We start from the raw sequence: 15,857 nt of genomic DNA, 5'->3' as shown, positions 1-15,857 counted from the left end.
ATGCTTCGCAAGCGTAACGGTCATAAGGCTCTTTCCAGTCCCGCCGTAACCGGACTTGGGCATGCAAGACAAAGGCGGCAGGAGGCAACAGCCGCGGCAGGACGTAAGACCAGACCGTCAGGTAAGTGTGCGGGAGAAGTAAGCTAGCCGGCCTTCTTCAGCCCGGCGGCCTTTCTAAGGTCGTCATTCATTCGGCTCTGCCAGCCTTTGCCGGTCGCCTTGTAATGCTCGATAATGTCCGGATCCAAGCGGATGGATAGCTGCTGCCTGGGCTTCTCGATGGCTGGCCGGCCCCTGGCACGCTTGATGCTCTCGGCGAGGTCGGGAAAAGCCTCGGCGAAGGGCTTGGCTTGCCTAAGCTGCTCTTCGGTAGCCTCGGGAGCATCCGGGTCGCTGGCTATCTTGCGCTGAATTTCTGCCTCCTCCTTGTCGGAGATATGGCGAATGCGGCGGGATGGGTTCGTCATAGTAAGCTCCTCTCCTTCCGGCTGGCGTCACGCATGGAGATAATCGAAATACCTTCCGAGCCAAGGCGGGCGAAGACCACGGCAATCACGCCATTGCGCAGGACGCCGATTGCCATGAAGCGGCCTTCCTTGGCCGGGACCACTACGGACGAAGAGAAGAACTCCATGTCGAGCTCGGCGAAATCATAGGCGTGCTTGCCGATGTTGGTCTGGCGCTTGGTTTCGTCGTACGTGATCTTCATGCATTTTTTGTATCACGTTTAATTCCGAATGCAAAAATAAAAGTGATACGGAAAATGTGATACGGAAAAGCGAGGCTTTCGAATGACCGACGAGACCCGAAAAACGGCCTCCATCCTGCCGAAGGACCGCAACGTCAACATCAATATGGAAAACTGAGGGGATGACCAGCTTATCATGTCGCATGGAGTCGCCAGCAAGAGGTTGGCAATGCTTGGAAATCAAGGGAGATCGTTGCGAGGCCGTGCGACACGGGTATAAGCAGATCTCTCTGCGGCCGTATCAGCTAAGTTCTTGAATTTATTGATATGAAGATGGTGATCCCGGCGCGATTCGAACGCGCGACCCCCAGATTAGGAATCTGGTGCTCTATCCTGCTGAGCTACGGGACCACTCGGAATAGACCCATACAAAAGCGAGGCTCGTTCGCCAAGTGTTTTTCGGCGATCACAGCCGATTTGCAGGCGCTCCCGAAGATCGGGAGCATATCCCGATGAATTTAGGTTGGGCCGACTCGAAATCATGAACGCGATCGATTCAAGTCGTTTGAGCGGCATGCGGGCGGCAAACCACACACAGTTTTCCTCATCCCACTAGCGTCCCCGATACGGTGGATGCTAAGCAAGGCCCGCGGCGCCGGAGGAGAGGCTGCCGCGTTTCTCGCCAACGATCTTATCCCAAAGACCAGATATATGTTTATCGGAATTGACTGGGGCGGCACGAAAATGGAGGTCATCGCGCTCGATCGCGACGGCGAGACGCGTGCCCGCCATCGTGTCCCGACACCCACCAGCGGCTATGAGGATTGCGTCCGTGCCGTCGTAGAGCTCGTCGCCTCGGCCGAAAGCACCGCCGGCGAGCGCGGCTCGATCGGCATCGGCATACCCGGCAGTCCCAATCCGCGCACCGGCATCGTGCGCAATTCCAATGCGGTGCTCATCAACGGCAAGCCGCTCGGGCGGGATCTTGCGGCTGCGCTCGGACGTGAGGTGCGCCTGGCCAACGACGCCAATTGCCTTGCGGTCTCCGAAGCCGTCGACGGGGCGGGGAAGGACGCGGGCGTCGTCTTCGGCGTGATCGTGGGTACGGGCCATGGCGGGGGTCTGGCGATCGGCAAGAAGGTTCACGCCGGCTACCAGGGCGTCGCGGCCGAGATCGGCCATTATCCGCTGCCCTGGATGACGAAGGACGAATATCCGGGGCACAGGTGCTGGTGCGGCAAGCTCGGTTGTCTCGACATGTATGCCTGCGGCACCGGTCTGGAACTCGACTACCGCATGACGACCGGGACGGACCGGCGCGGGCGGGACATCATCGAGGCGAAGCGCGCGGGCGATCCGGTGGCAATCGGTGTCTACGAGCGCTTCGTCGACCGGCTGGCCCGCAGCCTCGCGCTGTTGACCAACATCGTCGATCCCGACGTCTTCGTGCTCGGCGGCGGCATGTCCAATGTCGACGAGATTTACGGCGAGTTGCCGGCATCGATCACCAGATATCTCTTCGGCGACAGTTTCGAGACGCCGATCCGCAAGGCGGTGCACGGCGACAGTTCCGGCGTGCGCGGCGCCGCATGGCTTTGGAAGGATTAATCGCCAGGCGGGGGAATTTTGCAGGATCGCGCATCGCACTCGTCCAGTTCGACCACTGACCAAGCGGAGGCATTATGAACATAGACAATGATCTGCGCCGGATTGCGCTGCAGGAGCAGCAATTGCAGTTCGACCGCTTCGATCTCGAGACGGCCTGGAAGCTGGGCGCAACGCTTCGCCGGATGGCCGCGGAACGCAAGCTCGGCTGCGTCATCGACATCACGCTCTTTTCCATGCAGGTCTTCTATGCGGCCCTCGACGGGGCGACGCCGGACAATCCGAACTGGGTGCGCCGCAAGCGCAACACGGTGTTCCGCCTGTTCAAGAGCAGCTACGCCACCGGGCTCAGCCTCCTCAAGCAGCAAACGAATTTGCAGGCGAAGCTCGGCCTGCCGGATGCCGAGTTTGCCGCCCATGGCGGCAGCTTCCCGATCGTCGTCAAGGGAACGGGCTGCATCGGCGCCGTCACCGTTTCCGGCCTGCCGCAGCGGGAGGACCATAACCTCGTGATCGAGGCGCTGGCAGAACTTCTCGGCGCGGATCACGACGCGCTAAAGCTGGAAAGCTGACGGAGAGCGGATGGGCATGGATATTCATCTCCAGGCAGGCGAACTCGCGGGCTGGCTGAACGATGCTGCCTTGCCGCTCTGGCGGCAGAAAGGCTTCGAGGGGGAGGGTGGCGGCTTCGTCGAGACGATCGACATGAAAGGCGAACCGACGCGGGCCGACCGCCGCTCCCGCGTGCAGCCCCGGCAGGTCTACTGCTTCGCCGCGGCCGGCCGGCGTGGCTGGAATGGAGACTGGCGCACCGCCGCCGAAGGCGGCCTTCTTTATTTCGACCGCGTCTACGGACAGCCGGGCGGCTTTTACGGGGCGCTGGCGAATGCCGACGGCAAGCTCATCGACGCTTCCTTCGACCTCTACAACCAGGCTTTTGCCTTGCTTGCCTTCGCCCATCTGGCGGAAGTCCTGCCGGAGCGCGGAGCCGAGATGGTGGGGCGCAGCGACAAACTCAGGCGGCAGCTCGAAGCCCGTTGCAAGCATCCGCTCGCCGGCTTCGAGGAGGACGAACCGCCGCGCCTGCCGCTCGGCTCCAATCCGCACATGCATCTCTTCGAAGCCTGCCTCGCAAGCGAGGAGGCGGAGGGATTCGACCGCGTCGCCTGGGCCAATCTCGCCGACGAGATTGCGCAGCTGGCCATGGACCGGTTCATCGACGCCGAGAGCGGGGCGCTGCGTGAGTTCTTCGACCACGACTGGGCGCCGTTCCCCGGCGAAAAGGGCCGTATCGTCGAGCCGGGGCATCATTTCGAATGGGCATGGCTGCTCCTGCGCTGGGCGGAACGGCGCGGCAATGCGCAGGCGATCGTCGAGGCCCGGCGGCTTTTCGATATCGGCGAGAAATATGGAACATGCCCCGAGCGGGACGTGATCGTGATGACGCTCCTCGACGATTTCTCCGTTGCCGATCCGACAGCGCGGCTTTGGCCGCAGACGGAGTGGCTGAAGGCGGCGATCCGATTTGCGGCGTTGACCGAAGGTGCGGAGAAAGAGCGCTATCTCGCTTCGGCTGGACGCGCCATGGGGGCGCTGCAGCGCTTTCTGGACGTGCCTGTCCGCGGCCTCTGGCGCGATAAGCAGAAGGCGGATGGCACCTTTGTCGAAGAACCGGCGCCAGCAAGCACCTTCTATCATATTCTTTGCGCGATCTATGAAGTGGAAGATTGCCTCAAGCGGATGTGACCGGCGGAAGACCGCACACACTTCTCCTCATCCCGCTCTCTTATCGGCCCCCGCACCCGCGGCGGGCCGCTTTTTATTCACCCATCTGCAATTGTGACCATCACGTATGTTGACATAAAGATATCTTTATGTGAGTAAATCGATAATTCTTTGTCGTTTTCAGAACGGGAGATCTCCCATGTCCGCCGCCGACGCCCTCTTTGGAAACGTCTCGCCCAAGCCGGATGGTTCGGAAATTTTCCGGCAGCTCGCCCGGGCGGCGGCTGAACGCATCCTCATCATGGATGGCGCCATGGGAACGGAGATCCAGCAGCTCGGTTTCGTGGAGGATCACTTCCGCGGCGAACGCTTCGGTGGGTGCGCCTGCCATCAGCAGGGCAACAACGACCTCCTGACGCTCACTCAGCCGAAGGCGATCGAGGACATTCATTACCACTACGCCATCGCCGGCGCCGATATCCTCGAAACCAACACCTTCTCCTCGACGCGGATCGCCCAGGCCGATTACGGCATGGAGGACATGGTCTACGATCTCAATCGCGACGGCGCGCGGCTGGCGCGGCGGGCGGCGAAGCGGGCCGAGGCGGAGGATGGCCGGCGGCGCTTCGTGGCAGGCGCGCTCGGCCCCACCAACCGCACCGCGTCTATCTCGCCGGACGTCAACAACCCCGGCTATCGGGCCGTCAGCTTCGACGATCTGAGGCTCGCCTATGCCGAGCAGGTGCGGGGCCTCATCGACGGCGGTGCCGACATCATCCTGATCGAGACGATCTTCGATACGCTGAATGCCAAGGCGGCGATCTTCGCCACGCAGGAAGTCTTTGCCGAAAAGGGGGGGCGCCTGCCGGTGATGATCTCCGGAACGATCACCGATCTCTCCGGCCGTACCCTCTCGGGCCAGACGCCCACGGCCTTCTGGTATTCGGTGCGCCATGCGGAGCCGTTTACGATCGGGCTCAATTGCGCGCTCGGCGCCAATGCGATGCGCGCCCATATTGACGAGCTCTCGGCGGTTGCCGACACGCTCGTCTGCGCCTATCCGAATGCCGGCCTGCCGAACGAGTTCGGCCGCTATGATGAAAGCCCCGAGCAGATGGCGTCGCAGGTCGAGGGCTTCGCCCGCGATGGTCTCGTCAACATCGTCGGCGGCTGCTGCGGTTCCACGCCGGCCCATATCCGCGCCATCGCCGAAGCGGTCGCCAAATATCCACCGCGCCGGGTGCCCGAGATCGATCGCCGCATGCGGCTTTCCGGCCTCGAACCCTTCACGCTTACCGACGAGATCCCCTTCGTCAACGTCGGAGAACGCACCAACGTCACCGGCTCGGCGAAGTTCCGCAAGCTGATCACGGCCGGGGACTACGCCGCCGCACTCGATGTGGCGCGCGATCAGGTTGCGAACGGCGCCCAGATCATCGACGTCAACATGGACGAAGGCCTGATCGATTCGAAGCGCGCGATGGTCGAGTTCCTGAACCTCGTCGCCTCCGAGCCGGATATCGCCCGCGTACCGGTAATGATCGACTCGTCCAAATGGGAGGTGATCGAAGCCGGGCTCAAATGCGTTCAGGGCAAGGCGCTGGTGAATTCCATCTCGCTCAAGGAAGGCGAGGAGGCTTTCCTGCACCATGCGCGCCTCGTGCGCGCCTATGGCGCCGCTGTGGTGGTGATGGCGTTCGACGAGAAAGGCCAGGCCGATACGAAGACCCGCAAGGTGGAAATCTGCCGGCGGGCCTATCGCCTGCTGACGCAAGAGGTTGGCTTCCCCCCGGAGGACATCATCTTCGACCCGAATATCTTCGCGGTCGCGACCGGCATCGAGGAGCATAACAATTACGGCGTCGACTTCATCGAGGCGACGCAAGAGATCATCGCGGCACTGCCGCATGTCCACGTCTCCGGCGGCGTGTCGAACCTCTCCTTCTCCTTCCGCGGCAACGAGCCGGTGCGCGAGGCGATGCACGCCATCTTCCTTTATCACGCGATCCAGGCCGGCATGGACATGGGCATCGTCAATGCCGGACAGCTTGCCGTCTATGACGCGATCGACCCGGAGCTGCGCGAAGCCTGCGAGGACGTGGTGCTCAACCGCCGGGCCGATTCGACCGAGCGCCTCCTGGAGATCGCCGAGCGCTATCGCGGGAAGGGCGGGAACCAGGGCAGGGAGAAGGACCTTTCCTGGCGCGAATGGCCGGTGGAGAAGCGGCTCGAACATGCGCTCGTCAACGGAATTACCGAATTCATCGAAGCCGATACGGAAGAAGCCAGGCTTGCCGCCGAGCGGCCGCTGCATGTCATCGAGGGGCCGCTGATGGCCGGGATGAACGTCGTGGGCGATCTCTTCGGCTCCGGCAAGATGTTCCTGCCGCAGGTGGTCAAGTCCGCCCGGGTGATGAAGCAGGCCGTTGCGGTGCTGCTCCCCCATATGGAGGAAGAGAAGCGCGCCAATGGCGGCGGCGAAGCGCGCGAGAGTGCCGGCAAGATCCTGATGGCGACCGTCAAGGGCGACGTGCACGACATTGGCAAGAACATCGTCGGCGTCGTGCTCGCCTGCAACAATTACGAGATTATCGACCTCGGCGTCATGGTGCTCTCGGCTAAGATCCTCGAGGTGGCGCGCGAGCAGAAGGTCGACATCGTCGGCCTTTCCGGCCTCATCACCCCGTCGCTGGACGAGATGGCACATGTCGCTTCCGAGCTCGAACGGGAGGGCTTCGATGTCCCGCTGCTGATCGGCGGGGCGACGACCAGCCGCGTGCACACGGCGGTGAAGATCAATCCGCGTTACAGCCTCGGCCAGACGGTCTATGTCACCGACGCTAGCCGCGCGGTCGGCGTCGTGTCGAGCCTGCTTTCGCCGGAAGTCCGCGACTCCTACAAGAAGACGGTCCGCGCGGAGTATCTCAAGGTTGCCGACGCACATGCCCGCAACGAAGCCGAGAAGCGCCGTCTGCCGCTTTCGCAAGCGCGGGCGAATGCCCTTCGGATCGACTGGGACGCTCACCAGCCGAAGGTGCCGTCCTTCCTCGGCACGCGTATTTTCGAGGGCTGGGACCTCGCCGAACTGGCCCGCTATATCGACTGGACGCCGTTCTTCCAGACCTGGGAGTTGAAGGGGGTGTTCCCGAAGATTCTCGATGACGAACGCCAGGGGGCTGCCGCTCGCCAGCTCTTCGAGGATGCGCAGGCGATGGTCGAAAAGATCGTGGCCGAGGCATGGTTCGCCCCGAAGGCCGTGATCGGCTTCTGGCCGGCCGCCGGCATGGGCGACGACGTCCGCCTCTTTACCGACGAGGTGCGCGAAGCCGAGCTTGCCACCTTCTTCACGCTGCGTCAGCAAATGGTGAAGCGTGACGGCCGGCCGAATGTCGCCCTTGCCGACTTCGTCGCACCGGCGGCGAGCGGCAAGCGGGACTATGTCGGCGGTTTCGTGGTGACGGCCGGCATCGAGGAGGTGGCGATCGCCGAACGCTTCGAGCGGGCGAACGACGACTATTCCTCGATCATGGTGAAGGCGCTTGCGGACCGCTTCGCAGAGGCCTTTGCCGAGCGCATGCATGAATATGTCCGCAAGGAGCTGTGGGGCTATGCTCCGGACGAAGCCTTCACGCCGCAGGAACTGATCGCCGAACCCTATGCGGGCATCCGCCCTGCGCCCGGCTACCCGGCGCAGCCCGACCACACGGAGAAGGAGACGCTTTTCCGGCTCCTGGATGCGGAAGCTGCTATCGGCGTCAGGCTCACCGAAAGTTTTGCGATGTGGCCGGGTTCTTCGGTATCGGGCCTCTATGTCGGCCATCCCGATTCCTATTACTTCGGTGTCGCAAAGATCGAGCGCGATCAGGTGGAGGACTATGCCGATCGCAAGCGCATGAGCGTCCGCGATGTCGAGCGCTGGTTGTCGCCGATCCTCAATTACGTGCCGATGCCGGAGACGGAAGCGGCGGAGTAGGCCGCGGAATTCATCCGTCCGGACGTGCGTCGTTTTCAGGTGTCCGCTAGGGCATTTCAAGGTTTCATGGAAACGCTGAAATGCCCAACCATTTAATCCAACGCACTTCGGACGGAAAACCGTTACACACTTTTCCTGGAAGTGCTCTAGCGGCCCCCGGCCAGGATCATCTGAGCCGCCTTCTCGGCGATCATGATCGTCGGAGAATTGGTGTTGCCGGAGGTGATCGTCGGCATGATCGAGGCATCGGCGATGCGCAGGCCGGCAATGCCGCGCAGCCGCAACTCGGGATCCACGACGCTATCGGGGTCGCCACCCATGCGGCAGGTACCGACGGGATGGAAGATCGTCGTGCCGATGTCGCCTGCCGCGCGTTTCAGCTCCTCGTCCGTCTCGCAGTTCGACCCGGGCTTGAACTCGACGGGATTGTAGCGGGCGAAAGCGGGCTGCGCGACGATGCGGCGGGTGAGCCGGATCGACTTCACGGCCACGTCCCGGTCGGCCTCGGCCGTCAGGTAGCGCGGGCGGATGTCCGGCGCCGCGGCGAAATCCGGGCCTTTCAGATGTACGGAACCGCGGCTTTCCGGCCGCAGATTGCAGACGCTCGCGGTGATGGCGGGAAAGGGGTGTACCGGCTCGCCGAATTTTTCGAGCGTCACCGGTTGTACGTGATACTGCAGGTCCGGCGTTTCCTTCTCCGGGCCCGATCGCGTGAAGATACCGAGCTGGCTCGGCGCCATGGCCATCGGGCCGGAGCGGCGGACAAGGTATTCGAGGCCGATCGCGGCCTTGCCGAAAAGTGAAGTCGCCTTTTCATTGAGCGTCGGGACGCCGGTCACCTTGTAGGCGAGACGCAATTGCAGATGGTCCTGCAGGTTTTCGCCGACACCGGGCAGTTCGTGGCGGACCTCGATGCCGTTTTCGCGCAGCACGTCAGGCCGGCCGATTCCGGAGAGTTCGAGGATATGCGGCGAGCCGATCGCCCCGGCCGAGAGCACGGTTTCGCGGCGCGCCCGGGCGCCTTTCGTGATTCCGTCATGCTGGAACTCGACGCCGGCGATGCGGCCATCTTCGAGAATGAGCCGGCGGACATGGGCTTTCGTCAGGATCGTAAGGTTCCGCCGGTTCCTGGCAGGTTTCAGGAAGGCCTTGGCCGTATTCCAGCGGATGCCGGACCGCTGGTTGACGTCGAAATAACCGGAGCCCTCGTTGTTGCCGCGGTTGAAGTCGTCGGTCTCCGGAATGCCCGCTTCGGTCGCAGCCTTCTGGAAGGCGTCGAGCACCGCCCAACGGACGCGCGCTTTCTCGACCCGCCATTCGCCGCTTGCGCCGTGCATGTCGTCGGCGCCGCGGTAATGGTCCTCGGATTTCCTGAAGAACGGCAGCACGTCGTTCCAACTCCAGCCGGGGCAGCCGAGCTGGCGCCAGAGGTCGTAATCTCGCGCCTGCCCGCGCATGTAGATCATGCCGTTGATCGAGGAGCAGCCGCCGAGCACCTTGCCGCGCGGGTAACCGAGAGACCGGCCGTTGAGACCCTCCTCCGCCGCCGTGGTGAAGCACCAGTCGGTGCGCGGATTGTTGATGCAATAGAGATAGCCGACCGGAATGTGGATCCAGTGATAATTGTCGCTGCCGCCGGCCTCGAGCAACAGCACGCGGTGGTCCGGGTTTTCCGACAGGCGGTTGGCGAGCACGCAGCCGGCGCTGCCCGCTCCGACGATGATGAAGTCGAACGTGTCCATTGGTTTTCTCTATGTCGAGGCCCGACGTGGTTCGGACCGATGCATGGTCAATGCTTGTGTCTATGCTCGAAGCCGAGCCTGCGGCCGAGCCGGGAGTTGTAGAACTCGCCGACGATGCCGCGGCGGAACAGAAGCACGCAGACCATGAAGACGATGCCGGTTATGATCGTGACCGGAAATTCCGACGTCGCCAGATAGTTCTGCAGCGTCACGACGAGACCCGCGCCGAAGAGCGGCCCGATCAGCGTTCCGATGCCGCCGAGAAGCGTCATCAGGATGACCTCACCGGACATCTGCCAGCTGACGTCGGTCAGCGTCGCGAACTGGAAGACGAGTGCCTTCAGACCGCCGGCAAGCCCGGTAAGCGCCGCCGACATCACGAAGGCTGCGAGTTTGTAGTTCCTGACCGAGTAGCCGAGCGAGATCGCGCGCGTCTCGTTCTCGCGGATCGACTTCAGGATCATGCCGAAGGGCGAATTTATGATCCGCCAGATCATGGCGATGCCGATGACGAAGACGGCGAGCACGAAATAATACATGTTCGTCGGCTGCGAGAGATCGATGAAACCGAGGAGATGGCCGCGGGGCACCGACTGGATGCCGTCCTCGCCGCGGGTGAACCCGGCCTGGAGGCAGAAGAAGTAGAACATCTGGGCCAGCGCCAGCGTGATCATGGCGAAGTAGATGCCCTGCCGGCGGATCGCGAAGAAACCGACGACCGCGCCGAGAAGTGCAGCGCCGACGACGCCGAGGAGGACGCCGAGTTCGGGCGGCACGCCCCATTCCTTGACGGCATGCGCGGTGAAATAGGCCGCGCCGCCGAAGAAGGCGGCATGGCCGAAGGAGAGCAGCCCGGTATAGCCGAGCAGCAGATTGAAGGCGCAGGCAAAGAGCGCGAAGCACAGAATCTTCATGAGGAAGACGGGGTAGAAGAACAGGGGCGCAAGCAGCAGGCAGGCAAGGCCGACGCCGAGAAACACCGTCTGAACGATGGCCGGCGAGCGTTCCTTCTGCTTCGCGAGTTCGAGTGTCAGCGTCATATCAAGCATCCCGGCCGAAGAGACCCGCGGGCCTCAGCAGGAGAACGATGGCCATGATCACGAAGATCACGATGTTGGAGGCCTCCGGATAGAAGACCTTGGTCAATCCTTCGGCGATACCCAGCAGATAACCGGTGACGATCGCGCCCATGATCGAGCCCATGCCGCCGACGACGACCACCGCGAAGACGACGATGATGATGTTCGATCCCATCAGCGGCGAGACCTGGTAGATCGGCGCCGCGAGAACTCCGGCAATTGCGGCGAGCGCCGCTCCGAGCCCGTAGGTCAGCGTCAGCAGGAAGGGCACGTTGATGCCGAAGGATTGCACCAGGACCGGATTTTCCGTAGCGGCGCGCAGATAGGAGCCGAGCTTGGTCTTCTCGATCATGAGCCAGGTGCCGAGGCAGATCACCAGCGAAAAGACGATGACCCAGCCGCGATAGATAGGCAGGAACATGAAGCCGAGATTGGCCCCGCCCGTCAGCAGCGCCGGCGTCGCATAGGGCTGGCCGGACGCGCCGTAGAGATAGCGGAAGGTGCCTTCGATGGTGAGCGCCAGGCCGAAGGTGAAGAGGAGGCCGTAGAGCGGATCGAGCGTATAGAGCCGTCTCAGCATCGTGCGCTCGATAACGGCGCCGATGAGGCCGACGAGAAGGGGCGCGAGAATGAGCGCCGGCCAATAGCCGATGCCGAAATAGGATAGCAGCAGCCAGGCCATGAAGGCGCCGAGCATATACTGCGCGCCGTGGGCGAAGTTGATGACGCGCAGGAGCCCGAAGATGATGGCGAGGCCGAGGCTCAGGAGCGCATAGAAGGAGCCGTTGATGAGCCCGATCAGCAGCTGCCCGAGGAAGGCCTGGAGTGGAATTCCGAAAATCATCGTCATGGTCTACACCCCGAGCACATCATGCAGCATGTCCATGCGCGCGGAAAGCTCCGAAACCGGAAACTCGCCGGCCACACGCCCATGGTCCATCAGGTAGAAGCGGTCCGCGACCTTGCTCGCGAAACGGAAGTTCTGTTCCACCAGGAGAACGGTGATGCCGCGTTCCTTCAGCTTCTTCAGGACCTCGCCGATGCGCTGCACGATCACCGGGGCAAGCCCCTCGGTCGGCTCGTCGAGCAGCATCATCCGGACTCCGGTCCGCAGGATGCGGGCGATCGCCAGCATCTGCTGCTCGCCGCCGGAAAGCTTGGTCCCGGCGCTGTTGCGGCGCTCGTGCAGATTGGGAAAAAGCTCGAAAATCTCGTCGATCGTCATGCCGCCCTTCGCGACCGCCGGCGGCAGCAGGAGATTTTCGTAGACGGTAAGCGTGGAGAATATGCCGCGCTCCTCGGGGACGAATCCCAGGCCGCGATGGGCGACGCGGTGGAGGGGCACGTGGATGAGGTCCTCGCCGGCGAAGCTGATTTCACCTCTGCGCTCGCGCACGATCCCCATGATCGCGCGCAGGGTCGTCGTCTTGCCGACGCCGTTGCGGCCGAGCAGCGTGACCATTTCGCCTTCGCCGACGGTCATGTCGACGCCATGCAGGACGTGGCTTTCGCCGTACCACGCGTTAAGGTCGGCCACCTTGAGAAGCGGTTTCATCTGGAGGCCTCCTCCGTGCCCATATAGGCTGTGCGGACGCGCGGATCCTCCGAGACCGTCGCATAGTCGCCTTCCGCGAGGATCTCGCCGCGCTGCAGGACGGTGACGTGATGGCAGAGCGTCGCGACGACCGAGAGGTTGTGCTCGACCATCAGCACTGCGCGCTCGCGCGCCACTGCGCGGATGATCTCGGCGACCATGCCGACGTCCTCGTGCCCCATGCCGGCCATGGGCTCGTCGAGGAGCAGCACCTTCGGCTCGAGCGCCAGCGTCGTGGCGATTTCGAGTACGCGCTTGCGACCGTAGGAGAGGTCCGCGGCGAGGGCGTTCGCCTCCCTGTCGAGACCGACGGAACGGATCAGCTGCTCGGCCTTGCCGTTGAGGGTGTCGAGCGACGATAAGGATTTCCAGAACTGCGTCGCAAGGCGATTCGGCCGTTGCAGCGCGACGCGGACATTGTCGAGCACGGTCAGGTGTGGGAACACCGCCGAGATCTGAAACGAGCGTACCAGACCCATGCGGGCGACCTTGTCGGGCGCGGTCCTGGTGATGTCCTCGCCGAGCAGGGTGATCGTGCCATGGGTCGGCTGCAGGAACTTCGTCAGGAGATTGAAGACGGTGGTCTTGCCGGCCCCGTTCGGGCCGATCAGCGCATGCACGCGGGCATGATGGATATCGAGGTCGACGTCCTTGACGGCGGTGAAGCCGCCGAAGTCGCGGCGGAGCCCGCGGGCGGACAGTACCACCCGCGGCGCTCCATTCTCCAAAGGCATGGCGACGGTCATCGTCTTGCCGATCAGGACTTCACGAGCTCGCAGCCGCTCTGGGCCGGGTCGATGAAGGCTTCCTTCCCGGGAATGGTCGCGAGAACCTTGAAGTAGTCCCAGGGCTCCTTGCTCTCGTCCGGCTTCTTGACCTCGAGAAGATACATGTCGTGGATCATCCGCCCGTTCGGCGCGACCGTCCCGTTCTTCGCAAAGACGTCGTCGACCGGAAGCGCGTGCAGCTCTTTGGCGACAGCTTCCGTCTCGTCGGTTCCGGCCTTCTCGATCGCTTTCAGATATTGCAGTACGGCCGAGTAGGTGCCGGCATGAACCATATTAGGCATTTTGCCGGTGCGCTCCATGAAGCGCTTGCCGAACTTGGCGCTCTCCTCGTCGCGGTTCCAGTAGAAGCCTTCGGTGAGCGTCAGCCCCTGCGCCGCATCGAGGCCGAGACCGTGGACCTCGGCCAGCGTGAAGAGCAGGGCCGCCAGGCGTTGCCCGCCCTGGACGATGCCGAACTCGGCCGCCTGCTTGATGGCGTTCGAGGTGTCGAGACCGGCATTGGCAAGACCGATCACCTTGGCTCCCGAGGACTGGGCCTGCAGCAGGAAGGAGGAAAAATCGGTGGTTGCAAGCGGATGGCGGACGGCTCCGACGACGGTGCCGCCGTTCTCCTTGACATAGTTGCCGGTGTTTTCTTCCAGCGAATAGCCGAAGGCATAATCGGCGGTCAGGAAGAACCAGCTGTCGCCGCCCTGCTTGACCAGCGCGCCGCCGGTGCCGACCGCGAGCGAGTGGGTGTCATAGGCCCAATGGAAGCCGTAGGGGCTGCACTGCTTGCCGGTGAGCTCCGTCGTTGCGGCCCCGGTGACGATGTCGATCTTCTTCTTTTCTTTCGAGATCGCCTGCACGGCAAGCGCAACGGAGGAGGTGGTCAGCTCCATGATGCTGTCGACCTGCTCGGTGTCGTACCATTGCCGCGCAATGTTGGAGGCGATGTCGGGCTTGTTCTGATGGTCGGCGGTCACCACCTCGACCGGGACGCCGAGCACTTTGCCGCCAAAGTCTTCGACGGCCATCAGCGCCGCCTCGTAGGAGGATTTGCCGCCGAAATCGGCATAGACACCGGATTGATCGTTGAGAATGCCGATCTTGACCTTGCCGTCGGATGCGCCGGCAAGGGCGGCGGTGCTGCCGGCGAGCACCATTGCGAGCGTGGCGATCAGTTTCTTGTGCATTTGTCCTCCTCCCAAAGGTTCTATGTTTTAAAGGGCGATGCGAAGCCGCCGTGCGGATACACATAGGGCTCGGCCGTGCCCTTTCGAGACCTCGGCCGCCTCCCCACATCGCTCTGTTCAAATTTGACCAGACATGCTCCTCAAATGTCGGCCGCGATGTTTACCATCCAGAAAATTCTGCTTGGAAGCAAGTCGGTCGACCCGTAAATTGCAAACAGCATCTGTTCATTTTTGAACAGAAGGGGAGGGACATGAATCCGAATTTTACCTGGGACGATCTGCAGTTCTTCCTCGCGGTCGCGCGAACGGGCCAGCTCTCGACGGCAGCGCGACGCCTGCGGACGAGCCACGCGACCGTCTCGCGCCGCATCGACCGGCTGGAATTCGCACTCAAGGTCAAGCTCTTCGAGCGCAACCCCCGGGGCTACGTGCTGACGACCATGGGCCAACGCTTCGTCGAAACGGCCGAGCGCATGGAGCGGGAGACGGAGCAACTGCAGCTCGACATCAGCGACGGCATGACGGCGCAACGCGGTGTCGTACGGCTGAGTACGCTCGAGGGTTTCGGCAACTTCTTCCTCGCGGACCGGCTTGGGGAGTTCGCCGAGCGCTATCCGAACATCTCGCTCGAGCTCGTGGCGATCCAACAGATCATGTCGTTGTCGCGCAAGGAGGCGGATATCGCGGTGGCGCTTGCCGCACCGAAAGCCGGAGCTTACCATGCCGAAGTGCTGACGCCCTATACGCTGCATGTCTATGGGGCACGCAGCTATCTCGCCGGGCAGCCGCCGATCCGCACACGCAGCGATCTCGGCTCCCACCGCTTCGTCGGTTATATCGACGACATGATCTTCACGCCGGGACTCGATTATCTGGGCGAGATACAGCCGGGGCTGCGCGCCCATTTTCAAAGCTCGAGCATCCTCACCCAGTTGAAGGCGGTGCGCCAGGGACTAGGTCTTTGCGTGCTCCCGCACTTCATGGCGCAGGATGAACCCAACCTCGAGATTGTGTTGCCGGATGAAATCGAGCTGAAACGGACCTATTGGCTGATTTGCCACCGCGATCTGATCGCGATACCCCGGGTGAGGGCCGTACGGGATTTCCTGGTGGATGCCGCGACCGAAAACCGAGGCTGCTTCCTGCGTGAGGCGCCGCTCGCATCGACGGGTCCGCGACGGGTTCTTGAACGTCAATAGCTCGTTAACCATATAGAGGAGGCAAACGCAGGGCCTTTCCGGGCGCGAGGGTCCCAAAATGGATGCCCCGCCTGCCGGTTTCCGGCCCGGTTCGCAGACGCAGGAATAAACACCCTTTAAAAACAGTCACTTACGATTTTCTGCTGATTTTTTGAAAATCGTTGTTGACGTGTCGGAGGGTGGGGGTCTATAAGCCCGATCACTGACGAGGGCGGCGGCGCTGCTGGCGACGATGTCCTTCGCTCTAGGGTTTCCAAGATTGGCGGATGCTGATTGTCGGGACTGGGCC

Annotated in this window: 13 protein-coding genes and 1 tRNA gene; 5 read left to right on the top strand and 9 right to left on the bottom strand. The window is 62.7% G+C overall.

Annotation, left to right across the window (positions count from 1 at the left end; translation table 11 throughout):
• Positions 1-143: 143 nt before the first annotated feature.
• The 3 genes from CN933_RS15260 to CN933_RS15250 form a co-directional block, all read right to left on the bottom strand.
• A complete protein-coding gene (locus CN933_RS15260; protein ID WP_018099709.1) occupies positions 144-467 on the bottom strand; it encodes a BrnA antitoxin family protein in 324 nt (107 codons plus the stop codon).
• On the bottom strand, positions 464-709 hold the full coding sequence (locus tag CN933_RS15255; protein WP_018099710.1) for a BrnT family toxin: 246 nt from the start codon (positions 707-709) through the stop codon (positions 464-466). The genes CN933_RS15260 and CN933_RS15255 overlap by 4 nt, the downstream gene beginning before the upstream one ends.
• Before the next feature lie 313 nt (positions 710-1,022).
• Positions 1,023-1,099 (bottom strand) — tRNA-Arg (locus tag CN933_RS15250).
• A gap of 300 nt (positions 1,100-1,399) precedes the next feature.
• Here CN933_RS15250 and CN933_RS15245 point away from each other — a divergent pair.
• The 4 genes from CN933_RS15245 to metH all read left to right on the top strand — a co-directional run bounded on the left by CN933_RS15245 (position 1,400) and on the right by metH (position 7,991).
• A complete protein-coding gene (locus CN933_RS15245) occupies positions 1,400-2,296 on the top strand; it encodes an ROK family protein (protein WP_026169173.1) in 897 nt (298 codons plus the stop codon).
• A 74-nt stretch (positions 2,297-2,370) separates the two neighbouring features.
• Positions 2,371-2,865, top strand: coding sequence for a heme-degrading domain-containing protein (locus CN933_RS15240; RefSeq protein WP_018099712.1), 495 nt, complete (start codon positions 2,371-2,373; stop codon positions 2,863-2,865).
• A 10-nt stretch (positions 2,866-2,875) separates the two neighbouring features.
• Positions 2,876-4,039: a mannose-6-phosphate isomerase Pmi gene (gene pmi / locus CN933_RS15235; protein WP_018099713.1), complete on the top strand. Its 1,164-nt coding sequence runs from the start codon at positions 2,876-2,878 to the stop codon at positions 4,037-4,039.
• A gap of 178 nt (positions 4,040-4,217) precedes the next feature.
• A complete protein-coding gene (gene metH, locus CN933_RS15230; RefSeq protein WP_018099714.1) occupies positions 4,218-7,991 on the top strand; it encodes a methionine synthase in 3,774 nt (1,257 codons plus the stop codon).
• A gap of 146 nt (positions 7,992-8,137) precedes the next feature.
• On the opposite strand, the gene CN933_RS15225 is transcribed toward metH, so the two are convergent.
• Genes CN933_RS15225 through CN933_RS15200 form a run of 6 tightly spaced genes read right to left on the bottom strand, consistent with a single transcriptional unit; the run spans position 8,138 to position 14,369 of the window.
• Complete coding sequence (locus CN933_RS15225) at positions 8,138-9,733, bottom strand: GMC family oxidoreductase (protein WP_018099715.1); 1,596 nt, start codon at positions 9,731-9,733, stop codon at positions 8,138-8,140.
• Between the two features lie 47 nt (positions 9,734-9,780).
• Positions 9,781-10,773: a branched-chain amino acid ABC transporter permease gene (locus CN933_RS15220; RefSeq protein WP_086017539.1), complete on the bottom strand. Its 993-nt coding sequence runs from the start codon at positions 10,771-10,773 to the stop codon at positions 9,781-9,783.
• A gap of 1 nt (position 10,774) precedes the next feature.
• On the bottom strand, positions 10,775-11,662 hold the full coding sequence (locus CN933_RS15215; protein WP_018099717.1) for a branched-chain amino acid ABC transporter permease: 888 nt from the start codon (positions 11,660-11,662) through the stop codon (positions 10,775-10,777).
• A gap of 3 nt (positions 11,663-11,665) precedes the next feature.
• On the bottom strand, positions 11,666-12,367 hold the full coding sequence (locus CN933_RS15210) for an ABC transporter ATP-binding protein (RefSeq protein ID WP_018099718.1): 702 nt from the start codon (positions 12,365-12,367) through the stop codon (positions 11,666-11,668).
• The gene (locus tag CN933_RS15205; protein ID WP_018099719.1) at positions 12,364-13,152 is read right to left on the bottom strand and encodes an ABC transporter ATP-binding protein; all 789 of its coding nucleotides are present in this window, start codon (positions 13,150-13,152) and stop codon (positions 12,364-12,366) included. The genes CN933_RS15210 and CN933_RS15205 overlap by 4 nt, the downstream gene beginning before the upstream one ends.
• An 11-nt stretch (positions 13,153-13,163) precedes the next feature.
• Entirely contained in the window at positions 13,164-14,369 is a 1,206-nt protein-coding gene (locus CN933_RS15200; RefSeq protein ID WP_102761814.1) for a beta-hydroxybutyrate-binding protein, read from the bottom strand.
• 251 nt (positions 14,370-14,620) lie between these two features.
• Between CN933_RS15200 and CN933_RS15195 the strand changes: the two genes are divergently transcribed.
• Complete coding sequence (locus tag CN933_RS15195; protein WP_018099720.1) at positions 14,621-15,568, top strand: LysR family transcriptional regulator; 948 nt, start codon at positions 14,621-14,623, stop codon at positions 15,566-15,568.
• The last annotated feature ends 289 nt before the right edge of the window (positions 15,569-15,857 follow it).

The sequence above is a fragment of the Sinorhizobium sp. M4_45 genome, from assembly GCF_002885915.1.
Lineage (GTDB): Bacteria > Pseudomonadota > Alphaproteobacteria > Rhizobiales > Rhizobiaceae > Sinorhizobium > Sinorhizobium meliloti_A.
The sequence above is the reverse complement of the archived record's forward strand: the minus strand, read 5'-3'. Positions and strand labels throughout refer to the sequence as shown.